The 12,651-nt window shown below is 63.8% G+C and carries 10 protein-coding genes and 5 pseudogenes; 11 read left to right on the top strand and 4 right to left on the bottom strand.

Annotated elements, in window-relative coordinates; genetic code table 11:
- The first annotated feature begins 73 nt into the window (after nucleotides 1-73).
- Together FU792_RS17085 and FU792_RS19360 are read left to right on the top strand one after the other, a co-directional pair.
- Nucleotides 74-265: a hypothetical protein gene (locus tag FU792_RS17085; RefSeq protein WP_168714883.1), complete on the top strand. Its 192-nt coding sequence runs from the start codon at nucleotides 74-76 to the stop codon at nucleotides 263-265.
- A 222-nt stretch (nucleotides 266-487) separates the two neighbouring features.
- Complete coding sequence (locus tag FU792_RS19360; protein WP_149814844.1) at nucleotides 488-727, top strand: transposase; 240 nt, start codon at nucleotides 488-490, stop codon at nucleotides 725-727.
- Here FU792_RS19360 and FU792_RS14295 read toward each other — a convergent pair.
- Complete coding sequence (locus tag FU792_RS14295; protein ID WP_022926083.1) at nucleotides 681-1,622, bottom strand: IS3 family transposase; 942 nt, start codon at nucleotides 1,620-1,622, stop codon at nucleotides 681-683. The genes FU792_RS19360 and FU792_RS14295 overlap by 47 nt on opposite strands.
- 13 nt (nucleotides 1,623-1,635) lie before the next feature.
- Nucleotides 1,636-1,908 carry a transposase gene (locus FU792_RS14300; RefSeq protein ID WP_149814845.1) on the bottom strand — a complete coding sequence of 91 codons (273 nt, stop codon included), beginning with the start codon at nucleotides 1,906-1,908 and terminating at the stop codon, nucleotides 1,636-1,638.
- Between the two features lie 67 nt (nucleotides 1,909-1,975).
- Here FU792_RS14300 and FU792_RS14305 point away from each other — a divergent pair, with 67 nt between their 5' ends.
- Nucleotides 1,976-2,401: a Mu transposase domain-containing protein gene (locus FU792_RS14305; RefSeq protein ID WP_157609225.1), complete on the top strand. Its 426-nt coding sequence runs from the start codon at nucleotides 1,976-1,978 to the stop codon at nucleotides 2,399-2,401.
- Complete coding sequence (locus FU792_RS14310) at nucleotides 2,398-2,823, top strand: ATP-binding protein (RefSeq protein ID WP_237740072.1); 426 nt, start codon at nucleotides 2,398-2,400, stop codon at nucleotides 2,821-2,823. The genes FU792_RS14305 and FU792_RS14310 overlap by 4 nt, the downstream gene beginning before the upstream one ends.
- Nucleotides 2,824-3,065: 242 nt before the next feature.
- Here FU792_RS14310 and FU792_RS14315 read toward each other — a convergent pair.
- A pseudogene (locus tag FU792_RS14315) lies at nucleotides 3,066-4,282 on the bottom strand (IS3 family transposase); the annotation flags it as partial.
- A gap of 69 nt (nucleotides 4,283-4,351) precedes the next feature.
- On the opposite strand from FU792_RS14315, the pseudogene FU792_RS14320 reads away from it, so the two are divergent.
- Nucleotides 4,352-4,624 (top strand): annotated as a pseudogene (locus FU792_RS14320) (ATP-binding protein); the annotation flags it as partial.
- A gap of 16 nt (nucleotides 4,625-4,640) precedes the next feature.
- Here the strand turns inward: FU792_RS14320 and FU792_RS14325 are convergent.
- Nucleotides 4,641-4,805: pseudogene (locus tag FU792_RS14325) on the bottom strand (IS481 family transposase); the annotation flags it as partial.
- Between the two features lie 651 nt (nucleotides 4,806-5,456).
- Here FU792_RS14325 and FU792_RS14330 point away from each other — a divergent pair.
- The 6 genes and pseudogenes from FU792_RS14330 to FU792_RS14355 all read left to right on the top strand — a co-directional run bounded on the left by FU792_RS14330 (nucleotide 5,457) and on the right by FU792_RS14355 (nucleotide 12,642).
- Nucleotides 5,457-6,308, top strand: coding sequence for a sulfotransferase family protein (locus FU792_RS14330; protein ID WP_161600266.1), 852 nt, complete (start codon nucleotides 5,457-5,459; stop codon nucleotides 6,306-6,308).
- 459 nt (nucleotides 6,309-6,767) lie between these two features.
- Nucleotides 6,768-7,517: a hypothetical protein gene (locus FU792_RS14335; RefSeq protein WP_149814848.1), complete on the top strand. Its 750-nt coding sequence runs from the start codon at nucleotides 6,768-6,770 to the stop codon at nucleotides 7,515-7,517.
- Nucleotides 7,518-8,481: 964 nt separating this feature from the next.
- Nucleotides 8,482-9,273, top strand: a complete 792-nt coding sequence (locus FU792_RS14340) for a glycosyltransferase (protein WP_475297040.1) — start codon at nucleotides 8,482-8,484, stop codon at nucleotides 9,271-9,273.
- A 137-nt stretch (nucleotides 9,274-9,410) separates the two neighbouring features.
- Nucleotides 9,411-10,451 (top strand): O-antigen ligase family protein, encoded by a 1,041-nt coding sequence (locus tag FU792_RS14345; protein WP_161600268.1) that lies wholly within the window; start codon nucleotides 9,411-9,413, stop codon nucleotides 10,449-10,451.
- A gap of 50 nt (nucleotides 10,452-10,501) precedes the next feature.
- Nucleotides 10,502-10,887: pseudogene (locus tag FU792_RS18145) on the top strand (transposase); the annotation flags it as partial.
- A gap of 118 nt (nucleotides 10,888-11,005) precedes the next feature.
- Nucleotides 11,006-12,642: pseudogene (locus FU792_RS14355) on the top strand (IS1634 family transposase).
- Nucleotides 12,643-12,651 lie beyond the last annotated feature (9 nt).

Below are 12,651 nucleotides of genomic sequence, written 5' to 3' on the forward strand. Positions count from 1 at the left end.
CCGGTAGGTGATCGGGCTCGTGGCCCCGACATGCTGTTGGTCTCTCACCACCGACAGCGACGAGGCCACGAGCATGGACGACGGTACGGCAGTACTTCTGGGTCTGGAGGACGCGTTCACCGTCCTGCTGATCGGGCGGATCAACCCGGGGCGGGTGAAGGCGCTCATCGAGGTCAGGGCGAACGAGGGTGCCTGCCCGGGGTGCGGGGTCCTGACGAGGAGGGTCAAGGACCGTCCGATCATCGCGGTGAAGGACCTGACCTGACTTCGGCCACATCGTGAGGCTTGGGGGGCGGGTGGGTCACTGACCTGCTGGTTCGGCCTCCGGTGGAGCGGAAGTTGTGCACTAACCGGGTCACTAGAGTGGCTGGGTGGCTCACGTCCGGACGGTGAAGACTGCCTCGGGCCTGAGTTGTGACGTTTTGGTTACACTGTGTCGCCCCGGGTCTGGTGGAGGCTCTGAATCCTGGGAAGGATGATGAGCACCATGGCAGCACCGAGGAAGTACAGCGTCGAGTTGCAGCAGCGGGCGACGAGGATGGCGATAGAGGCCCGGAAGGACCCTGAGAGTGCGCGTGGGGCGATCAAGCGTGTCGCCGACCAGCTGGGGGTGCACCCCGAGGCGTTGCGTAACTGGGTCAGGCAGGCTGTGGTTCCCCCCAGATCGTGGAGGCTTGCGGCTACGCGGCGTCCGGGATGGGCGTCGCGGTGGTCTGCTCGTAGTTGACCGGTGACATCATGCCAGCGGCGCTGTGCCGGCGTTGGTGGTTGTAGAAGTCGTAAGCCCAGTCGATGACCACGGCGCGGGCCTGAGTACGGGTGTCGAACTCGTGCCGGCACAGCACCTCCCACTCCAGGGAGGAGAACAGCGCCTCGGCAGCTGCATTGTCGAAGCACGAGCCGACCCGACCCATCGACTGGCGGATCCCTAGCTGGGCGCACAACCGGCTGAACGAGCCCGCCGTGTAGGTCGAGCCCCTGTCGCTGTGGAAGATGACCCGCTCGGACTCGTCCTCGCGCCAGATCGCCTCCTTGCCGCCGCGGGCGGTCACGGCCATCCGGATCGCCGCGCACGCCAGCTCGGCGTCCGGGTGGTTGCTGGTCGCCGCGCCGAGCAGGCGGCGGGAGTACAGGTCGATGACGGTGGCCAGGTACAACTTGCCCTCAGCCGTGGGGATCTCGGTGATGTCACCGACCCACTTGCGGTTCGGGGCCGGCGCGGTGAAGTCCCGGCGCACCAGGTCGGGGAACTTCGGCGCGCTCTTGTCCTGCCTGGTCAGACCGCTGCGCCGCTTGATGACACGGGCCACCAAGCCCTGACGGCGCATCGAGTCAGCGACCGTCTTCTCACTGATCTGCCATCCCGCCTCGCGCAGGTCCTCGTGCAGGCGAGGTGAGCCGTGCAGCCCCTTGGCCTTCTTGAACGCGACCCGCACCGCGCGGTCGACGCTGTCGCGGCGCCGGTCGGTGTCGGTGAACAACCCGCTCGCAGCGCCCGGTCCCTCGGCCCGCTTGAGCCACTTGTAGAACCACGCCAGCGAGACCCCGAGCAAAACGCAGACCAGCGTGTGTGGCACGGCATAGTTGGTCCTCTGGTCGGCGATGAAGCGTGCCACGCTCACTTCGTCGCCTCCTTCACCCACCGGCCACGGATCGCTTGAGGACATCACGCTCCATCCGCAGCTCGGCGACCTCGGCGCGAAGCCGCTTCAGCTCCTCGACGTCGTCCTTGGACAGCTCGCCGTGACCCTCGCGCGCAGCGCGAGCACGTTGGACCCAGTTGCCCAGCGTGCCCTCGTTCACGCCAAGATCGCGAGCGACCTGCGCGATCGGTTTGTTCGTCTCCTCGACGATCCGGACCGCTCCCTCACGGAACTCCCGGTCGTACTTCTTGCGCTTCTCTGGCATCTCGATCCTCATTGTGGATGCCTCTACGCTCCGGGGGGAACCTCAGACAGGCGCGAACGCCCGGGTGGTGCGCACGACCAAGGCCCGCCCCGTGGACCTGCTCGCGGCGGACACCGAGGCGATGCTGCCGTTGCCGCCGGCGTTGCTGCACCTGGGGTGGCGCAACCACGTGCGCCTGGGCCGGGACTACTACGTGCGCGTCGACACCAATGACTACTCCGTGCACCCGCGCGCGATCGGCGCCCGGGTCGACGTGGCCGCCGACCTCGACGTCGTCCGCGTCCGGCATGGTGGCCAGCTGGTGGCCGAGCACCCGCGCCGCTGGGCCCGGAGCATGACCGTCACCGACCCCGCCCACGTCACCGCCGCCGCGGCGTTGCGGCACGCCTACCAGCACCCCAGGACTCGTCCCGAGGCCGAGGAGTTGGTCCGGGACCTGGCCGACTACGACAAGGCGTTCGGGATCGACGCCGGCGAGCTGGAGTCGCGATGAGCCGCAAGCCGAACTCCGCCGGGACCGAGTCGCTCAAGCAGATCACCCACCTGGCCGCCGCGCTGAAAGCGCCCCGGATCACCGAGGCCGCCGCCCGCCTGGCCGACCACGCCCGGGACACCGGGTGGACCCACGAGGACTACCTGGCCGCAGTCCTGGAACGCGAGGTCGCCGCCCGCAACGCCTCCGGTGCCCGGCTACGGATCCGCGCGGCCGGGTTCGGCGCGGTCAAGACCCTGGACGACTTCGACTTCGACCACCAACCCGGCGCCCGCACCCCCGTCCAGGCGTTGGCGTCCGGGGCCTACCTGGCCGAGCACCGCAACGTCGTCCTCCTCGGCCCACCGGGCACCGGCAAGACCACTGTGAGACTCAACGTCAAGCGCTCAAGCCATGAGCGTCGCGGGCGGTCCGGGTGTTAGCCGCGGGCCGTCTGCCAGAGTCGGTGCCGGTGATCATGACTGACCCGAAAGACTCATTGGCCGACCCCTTCGTGGGTCGCGCCTTCGCCTTGGATTTGTCGTCGTGGTCGCCGGCACCGGCCTGGCCCACCGACCGCTGGCCTGATCAGAAGCCTGGCCGACAGATGTCGTGCCTCATCACAGTCCTGCCGCGCGGGGGGTCTTGCCCCATGGTGGTGGACACGGGGGTGGTGGTTACGCGGGGATGGCCAGGTAGCGGTGAGGGTGGTCTCGTAGGTGAAAGGGGCCTGGTAGTTGGAGGCGGAGTGGCGCCGGCGGGTGTTGTACCGGTTGGCCCACCAGAAGATGCGACGCCGGCAGGTCTCGGCGTTGGGGAAGGCGTGCCCACCGGCGAGGAGCTCGCGTTTGCAGGTGGCGTTGAAAGACTCGGCCAGGGCGTTGTCCGCGCTCGATCCGACAGCCCCGCGGGACAGCCTCAGACCGTGCCGACCGGCGGAGGCGGCGAAGTCCTTTGAGACGTACTGGGCGCCGTGGTCGCTGTGAAAAATGGCCCCGGCCAGGGATCCGCGGGCAGCGGCGGCCATGTCGAGGGCGTCGGTGAGAAGGCTGGTGCGCATGTGATTGGCGATCGCCCACCCGACCAGCGCTCTTGAACAGCAGTCGATGACGGTGGCCAGGTAGAGGAACCCGCCGGTGGCGATCGGCAGGTAGGTGATGTCGCCGACGTACTTGGTGTTCGGCGCATCGGCGGTGAAGTCCCTGTTCAACAAGTCGGGGACGTCCCGGTCCGCGGGGTCCGGGATCGTGGTCCGCACCCGCCGGCGCAGCCGCAGCCCAGGCAGGTGCTGCTTACGCATCACCCGTGCCACGCGCTTGTGGTTCACCCGCTCCCGTGGATCGGCGCCGTCGTTGAGCTCGGCGGTCACCCGTGGTGCCCCGTAGGCCGGGTCATCCTTCTGCACGGCCCGGATCCGCTCGGCCAGGGCCTGGTCGGCGGCGGCCCGCTGCTCCCTGGCCAGCGCCGCTTCGGCCCAGGCGTAGAACGAGGACCTGTTGACCTCCAGGACCTGGCACAGCCGCTTCACCTCGTAGGTGTCCCGGTGGTCGACGACGAACTGAAAGCGGCTCACCAGTTCGTCTCCCCGGCGAAATACTTGGCCGCCTTGCGCAGGATGTCCCGCTCGGTAGCCAGCATCATTTTATCCTCCTCCAGGCGTCGCACCTGGGCCTCCAGGCGGGCGATCCTCGCCTGCGGGGACTCACCCTCGGCGGCCTGACCGTCCCGGTCGGGGTCCTGGGTCCTGGGGCCGGTGTACCCCTGCTCACGACGCCAGGCCGCCAACGTGCCCCGGGAGATCCCCAGATCACCAGCGACCGCTCTCAACGTGGCACCAGGGGTGTGCTCATACAGCTCGACCGCCTCGCGCCGGAACTCCTCGGTGTAGCTCTTCCTCGGCATGGTGTAGATCTTCTCGCTTCCTCCAGCCAGTGCTGGGTTCGGCGTGTCCACTGCCGGGGGTCAGGGCCCGTCGGCTACCTGCCCTTCGAGCAGGACGCGGCCAACCTCTTCTTCCAGCTCGTCTCATCCCGCTACGAGCACGCCTCGCTGAACCTGGCGTCGAACCTGCCGTTCAGCTCCTGGGCAGGCGTCTTCGGTGACCAGGTCGTCGCGGCCGCGATGATCGACCGCATCGTCCACCACGCCGACGTCATCGCCCTCAAAGGCGCCTCCTACCGGCTACGCGACCGCGGCGTCGAGACCCTGCCCAGCATCAAGGCCGAACAAGAATCCCTAGACTGAGACCGTCCACTCTTCGACCGCCGAAACCGTCCAGTTTTCGAGCGCCGTCGACATTCTTCGCGGTGCGCGGGGAGACCATGAACAGCTTGGCTACCGCGGCATAGGTCCAACCGTCCTCGACGACAAGCCGCGCCAGTCTCAGACGGGCACGAGCAGTCAGGGCAGCGTTAGCGTGGGACAGGAGGGCCTCCGGTCGGTGAAGCGTTGAACTAGACAGCTCCACTTCACAACCGGAGGCCTTCACCTGTCAGCCCGACTCACCGCCGAACCGCAGGACAACCTCCCTGGACATCACACCTAGGCCGAGGCGGTGGGCCGGTCGGTACCGCGTCGAGGGCCCTTGTGGCCGCCTCAACCGGTGCGGTGTCCTCGCAGCGGCAGACGTCGCCGCAGGCAACGCACGGGTGCTCCGGTGGCCGAGGTAGCATCGCACCAGCGTGCATCTTCTCTACACGGTCTAGCGGGGCACGCAGTGCATCTGCCCTAGAAGGACTGCGAACAGTGTGGTCTTCGCCCGATCGCGCCTGCAAGACTCTGAAGGAGGGCACGCATTTTGGTACTTCAGGTGTATCGTAAGTCAAGACCCTATGAGTCAACGACGCCCGCAGCGAACGTTGACGGATATTTCGCCATCCCTGTCGACGCCCAAGCGGAAATCTGCTCTAGCCTCCAAACGAAAAACGCGTGGCCACGGCGTGGCGAGTACGGCATCCAGCGGCTCAAAAGGGACTTTGAAAGGGGAAACCAGTGCAGCAGTCAAGAAAGCCCGAGTGGCCCCCGGCGCGGGGCGCCACTGTCAGTGGTAGAGGTATGCATGCGGAAGGCCGCCCAGATGTTGTTTGTCATCGGTTCGGGGCGATCTGGAACAACGTTGGCGAACTCCCTTCTAGGTGCGCTGCCTGGAATGGCCTGTTTTCCGCGGCTGGCTGCTTTCGATCCACGATTTACGCCAGTCGCTAGCTATCTGGCTCGGTATACGAGCCGCCCGGCGTGGCTGCTGCGTGATTCCAGTGAAATAGTGAACGTACTGCGCGAAGCTGGTATAACGTATGATCTCGTCTCATCTTCGCTGTGCCCTGTAGGGGCCGAATCTCTCGAAGCGATCCGTCCAGAGTTGCTGCAGCATAGAGTGCATCAGCTGTTGAGATGGCGCGGCGTCTCGACCGCTGTCTTGAAAAACACCCTTAATGTGGCCAGGGTCGGGCTGCTTTCTGCCGCCTTTCCCGAAGCACGGTTCATCCACATCGTCCGAGATCCAGCCGATGTTGTCCGTTCACTTGAGCGAGTCGAATTTTGGATGACTATGCCCCTATGGTGGGACGGGAGAACAGTCTCGCAGTATATGCATGATGAAGGAGTATCTTCGGCCCGGTTAGCTGCGCGGCACTGGGCGCGCCAAGTACACACGGTTCTCGAATCGACTCACGGCATTGAATCGCACAGGATCGCCACGTTCACTTACCGCGAGATGACATCTGCGCCAGCCGAAGCCCTTTACCCTGCGCTAGCCAAGGTGGGATTTGACATCGATGCACGCATGATCGAGATGGCCGCTGAGCGCGTAGGCGTAACAGTGCCGCGGCGTGCTCAGAAAGCAGAGCCTGATCTAATTCACATTGTGAACGACGAATGCGGGGACGTTTTGGATTCCATCAGCGCCCTGTTCCCCCAGCTTACACTGTAGCCAGCAATGCGGAATGTCCTTAGGGCCCTTGCGCATCTGGCAGGTGGTAACGGCGTCGGCCAGATGGCGCTAGCGGTGTCGCTTCCCATTATTGCAATGCAATATCCAGCGACAGCTCTGGGAGAATTTGCTGCAGTGACCTCCGCTGGCGCTGTGCTAGCAATCATCCTCACAGCCCGGTCGGAACAACTGCTACCAAGGCTTGCTATCGATGCGTCTCGAGCGCTCGCTCTAACACTTACACTAATAGTTACTATTGGCGGGCTCGTCCTTGGGTTAACTGCGGCGATCGTTCCCTATGTGTCCAACGTAGTATCCGGAACGCAGTTGGGCGCGGTCCTTATTGCTACGGGACTAGCGAACGTGGCCTCTATGCGGCTCGTCGCCTCCGGTGCATCTGCGCAACTTGGCCTTGCCCGAGCGACTAACGGGGTGGTTACGGCGGGAGGTCAGATTGGTATGGGGTTCTTATCACCCAGCACGGAAGCGCTCGTGTATGCGTACGTGGCCGGAAGCCTGACGGTGGCCGGAATCGGCGCCACGGTGAATGCACCTACCGAGGCGGCCGACGTGGGCCTTCAGCATGCTCCCGTTGAAGCGCGGCAAATCCTTCCGCTATTGATCAACGGCTTGACATCCAACCTCGCAATCGCCCTTCCTATTTGGGCGATCACTGCCGGGGTGGGTACCGAGGCTGCCGGCGCGTTCTTCGTCGCGCGCAAAGCGCTATCCGCCTTGGCCCAGTTAAGCGGGACCGCATTGAGCGACATCACATATCGGCGAATTGCATCTGCCCGAGGACTCCCCGTTCGGCTCCATTCCCTGTTGTCGAAGCTCCGCCTAGGTCTCTTGGCTGGGGCCGCAGCCATGGTCGTGTGCGGAGTCGCCCTCGGCTTCGCTGCGCCGCACATCCTTTCTGGATACACTGGATTACAGGCGATGCTGTGGCTCTTCACTCCGGCCGCCGCAGTGCAAGTCATGCTCACCGGGATGACTGGTGCTTTGCTGGCTTTGCGTGCCGAATTCTTGCTAATGCGGCAAGCAATCGCAAGGCTTGTAGTAACCTGTGCAGCCACCTTTTGGTGGTTGGACATGACCAACGGTGGCCTTGTTCTTTACGCGGCGGCCCTGTTTGGATCCTTGGCCGCCGTGTCGATGATCAATGTGACTATGGGCTGGCGTAGACTTACAAACTGGAGACATTTATGAAGCTATATTACATTGCTGGATATGGTCGTAGTGGCAGCACCGCCCTTGCGGCACACCTCGCGCAGGAACACGACGCCGTGATGGTCGGTGAAGCCGTCGCGTTCGGGGGGGCAGGTGCCAGTGAGGCGTGCTCGTGTGGGCGGGCTCTGTTCGAGTGTCCATTCTGGCGCAGCATAGTTGCACGGAGAGACGGCGTTCGTATGAAGGGCGTCAGCCTGCGTCAGTATGATCGACGTTGGCTTCTCTTTGTGCCTCTCCGAGTCTTAGAGAGGCTTATGGCATGCGGGGGCTCAGCAACAGGCTCGATGCAGCTGTACCGAGAGATTGGCGTCGCTGCCCAGCGTTTAGGGGCAAGTGCCGTGGTTGACGCGAGCAAGACGACTCGCGATTCGGCCAACCGGGCACGAATGTATCATCTAGCGGGATACGACGTACAGCTTTATCTCCCGCAACGTCGTGTCTATGAGGTAATAAAGTCTGTGCGCGCGGCTAGGAAAAGGCGGGCTGTAGACAGTTGGTTTACGAGTGGAAGGGTAATTTGGGGATTATTTTCGTCGCGCATGGCTGCACATATCCTTGCCAAAAAAGTAGGTAAGCCCGTAGGCTATATCGACATGAATGGGATCGTACTTGACTTCGCAGACGGCTCCGGGTCCATACATTCGTTGCATGGCAATCGGATGATAGCGAAAGGGTGAATAGGGTGTTACGTGTTCTTCATGTGGCTACCGAACGCTTGCGCCCCGGCTCCGCCGCCGAAGTCCATTTTAAGGCGATCGCAGAGGGTGTTTCGGAGCAAGGTACTGCTTGGACAAGGCGATCGACCAGCGCCACGCGGTGGCCCGCCCTTAGGCTCGTTGCGGCCCAATTGGTCCACCTGAGGCGAGCCATATGGTCGGACGTGTGTTATGTGCGTTGGCATCCTCTCGACGTATGGTTACTCGCCTGTCGTTGGATCTTGCGTGTGCCCTATGTGTTGGAAGTTAACGGCACTCAAGAGGACCTGTATATCAGTCATTCAAGCCTGCGTCGTTTTAGCCGGCTGATGGACTCAATCGTGGCACTCCAGATTCGTGAGGCCGCGGCGGTAGTTGCTGTCTCGCCGGGGCTACGGGACTGGGCGCGAGGGATAAAAGGGAGACGAAAAGAACCAGTCGGGTGGGCGCCAAATGGGGCCGTAGTTACGGTTGCGCCGACGGAAATGGTTCATCCCCCTTATGTTGTTTATGTGGGGGAACTTGCGCCCTGGCAGGGGCTTGAACTGCTACTGGCTGCTAAAGAAAGTTCATGCTGGCCGGAGGGCGTGGCGCTGCATGTTGCTGGCTCGGGACAGATGGAGCCTCTGCTACGTGAAGCGGCGTCCCAGGGGCAAGTCGTGTGGCATGGGAGACTGCCGCGTGAGGATGCGCTAGGTCTGCTATCGCGGGCTGCGGTGAGTGTAAGTCCACAATCAAAACAGTTTGATCGCAATTTGCATATGGGGCGCCCGTTGAAGATAGCCGAATCGCTGCTGCTGGGTGTTCCAGTTGTGCTGACGGACTTCGGTGCGGATAGCCGCCTAGTTGCTTCGCTGCCTGGGTGTCGCTTGTTAACAGAAGAGGACCCGGACTTGTTGGCAGTGAATATTGCTGCAGTCCTAGACGGAGCCACGCCAGGGCAGCGTGCAGCGTTGGCTAGCGAGGCGGGCGAAGTGGCGTCTTGGCATCCAGCGATCGAGCTGGCTTGGACTTTGATACGACAGGTCACGTCCCATTGAACAATGTGGAACTCTCACGCGTCGGGCGAACGGCGCCTCAGGGCCAACCTAGGCTGGAGGCGGCTGGGTGGTCTGTGTTTGTACTCACAGTTACCCAATGCCTAATGTGGTCGTCGGTTCGAGTTGCTGGCCTCGGGGTGGCGTTCCTGCTGGCGCTTTGGGGTGCTCGTGCGATCAGCCGTGGTCGGGTCCCCGTGGCTTTTGCATTGTTCGTCTTGTTGCTTTGTCTCAGCGTGCTCTGGTCCGCGAATCCAATACGTTCCCTGGCAGAAGCAGGCGGCTCACTTGCTCTTTGCATCGTTGCCTTGTTGATAGTGCAATCCGCCAATTCAGTTTTGCAGTTCCATCGAGGATCTAGTTTTGGACTCAGTGCTCTCGTGCTCGGGAGCGGGTTAGTTGAGCTCGTGGGATTTAGTGTTAGCGAGACCACATTCAGGGCTGCAACGGGCGTGTTTGTGAACCCAAACATATTGACTTTCGTGTGCGTTCTTGCGTTTGCGCTGTGGTTCCTGTGTCCAACCTCGCCCAACTGGGGCTATCTGCGAACGGGCACGCTCGTCGCTTCAGTCCTCCTTGTTGCAGCGGCGATGTCGCTGGGCGGGGTAGTCATCCTCAGTCTTGTTGTTGCCAAAGGTTTGGCCGGTGTGAGGCGCCGCGCGGTGTCCTCTGCGGTAGTCTTCACGCTTATAGGACTGGTATCGCTTGTTTTTTGGGAGTCAATCATGCGCGCAACCCAAAAAGCAAGGACGTGGGGATCAATGGATGAGAGATTTGATCTGTGGTCTAGTTCCCTTGGGGCAGGCATGGATAGGCCGTTACTCGGCTATGGGCGGGCTGGGCTTACAGACGTGACGACCGGTCCGGCGGCATTGCGGGACATATGGGAGGCCGTAGGGTCGGTACAGTTCAATCCGCATAACGGGGTTATCGAGGTGTTTTTGGAACTGGGTGCAACGGGGCTGCTGCTTCTTGGAGTCTTTGTTGTGCAGGCGGGTATCCAACTATTTCGAACTGCTGGGAAGCACCATGGATCAGCGGAGCGACTTGCGATGCGGTGGTTAAGAGTGTTGAGCGCCTTGCTTCTCATCTACAACCTTGTAGAGTCGCGCCTGCTCGATCCGCCACTGGCTTGGTTCTACGTCTGCATGCTGACTCTATTGGCGGCGCGCCGCGAGTGAAGCGCCCCAGGTTTGATGCCGCTCCTGTTTGAGTCCAGGAGGATGAGCACATGCCGAAGAGGATCGATGCCGAGCTGCGGGCCCGGGCAGTGAGGCTGGTGCGGGAGCACCAGCAGGAGTACCCTCGCCGACGAGGCGATGGTCGCGGTGTCCAAGCAGTTGGGCGTCTCTTGCGAGTCGGTGCGCCGGTGGGTCGCCCAGGCGGAGGTCGACGCTGGCGACCGGCCCGGGGTGGCGGCGAGGAGCACGAGGAGATCAAGAAGCTCAAGGTCGAGAACCGGCGGTTGCGCGAGGACGTGGCGATCCTGAAGGCGGCCACGAGTTTCTTCGTGGGGGAACTCGACCCCCGCAACCGTTGATGATGGGCTTCATCGACACCAGGCGAGCTCAGGGCCACGCGGTCGAGTCGGTCTGCCGGGTGCTGCGCGAGCAGGGCTGTCAGACCTGAGTTGGGTCACCGGTCCGTGATTATCGGGCCGGCGAGTCTATGACCTGGCACGATGTGGTGGCTTAGTGCGTCGTTGAGGCACTAATCGGGGTCCTAGGATCGTGGGATGGCGTGGATCCGGCGGGTGCGGACGGCCTCGGGGGCGACCGCGGTACAGATTGCGGAGTCCGTGGACGGGCGGCGGCGGATCGTGCGCCACGTGGGATCAGCGCACGACGGGGCCGAGCTCGGGTTGCTGATGGCTCAGGCACGCCAACTGCTCGAGGGCGACGCTCAGGGCGAGCTGGACCTGGGACTGTCGATACCGGTGCCCGAGCAGCGATGGTGCCGGCACCGTCCGCGGCGACGCTGTTCGACGACCCGGCCGGGCCGGTGGGCCGGCGCGCGGTGGTGGCCGCACCGCAGGTGCTGCGCACCTCCTCGGCGGTGCTGTACGACGCCCTGGCCGGGGTGTACACCGACTTGGGGTTCGACGCCCTGGGTGATGAGGTGTTCCGCGACCTGGTCATCGCCCGGTTGGTCGAGCCGACCAGCCTGCTGGACGCCGACCGGGTGCTGGCTGACCTGGGCCGGGTCTCCGCGAGTCTGTCGACCCGCAGTCGCACGCTGAGGCGCTGCCAGGACGGGGCCTACCGGGACCAGATCGCCAAGCTGTGCTTCCAGCACGCCCGGGCCAGCGAAGATGTGTCGCTGTGTCTGTACGACGTGACCACGCTGCACTTCGAAGCAGCCGACGAGGACGCGCTGCGCAAGGTCGGGTACTCCAAGGAACGACGAGTCGACCCCCAGATCATCGTCGGCCTGCTGGTTGACCGGGGTGGGTTCCCACTAGAGATCGGGTGCTGGGAGGGCAACAAGGCCGAGACCCACACGATCGTGCCGATCATCGAGGCCTTCGCCGCCCGGCACCAGATCAACGACCTGGTCGTGGTCGCGGACGCCGGGATGCTGTCCGCGGCCAATCTGAAGGCCCTGGACGAGGCCGGGCACACCTTCATCGTCGGGTCCAAGAACGCCAAGGCCCCGATCGACCTGGCCTCGCACTTCCGCTGGCACGGGGACGCGTTCACCGACGGCCAGGTCATCGACACCCTCACCCCCAAGGCTGGCAAGAACAAGGGGAACGACCCCGCCCTGCGCGCCGAGCCGGTGTGGGACCCGGAGCAGTACCCGACCTCGTGGCGGGCGGTGTGGTCCTACTCGGCCAGACGGTTCGCACGGGACAACAAGACCCTCACCGCCCAGGAGAACCGCGCCAAGGCAGCGATCGAGGGCAACAAACCCGCCCGCACGCCCCGGTTCGTCAAGACCCGCACCGACGGTCTGGTCCTGGACGACGCAGCGCTGGCACGGGCCCGACGACTCGCCGGGCTGAAGGGCCTGGTCACCAACATCCCGACCACAGTGCTGCCCGCGTCCGAGGTGATCAGCTCCTACGCCGACCTGTGGCACGTGGAGCAGTCGTTCCGGATGTCCAAGAGCGACCTGCGGGCCCGGCCCCTGTTCGCCCGACGTCGCGACTCCATCGAGGCCCACCTGACCATCGTGTTCACCGCCCTGGCCATCGCCCGCACCGTCCAGGCCCGCACCGGGCTCTCGCTACGCCGAGTCCTGCGCCAGCTGCGCCCATTGCGCTCGGCCACCATCGAAGCCAACGGCGCCATCCGCACCCTGCCACCAGCACTCGGCCCCGACGAGCACGCCCTCCTGAACGACCTCGGGCAGACCGATCCAAGGCACTAAGCCATTTGA

The sequence above is a fragment of the Serinicoccus marinus DSM 15273 genome, assembly GCF_008386315.1.
Taxonomy (GTDB): domain Bacteria; phylum Actinomycetota; class Actinomycetes; order Actinomycetales; family Dermatophilaceae; genus Ornithinicoccus; species Ornithinicoccus marinus.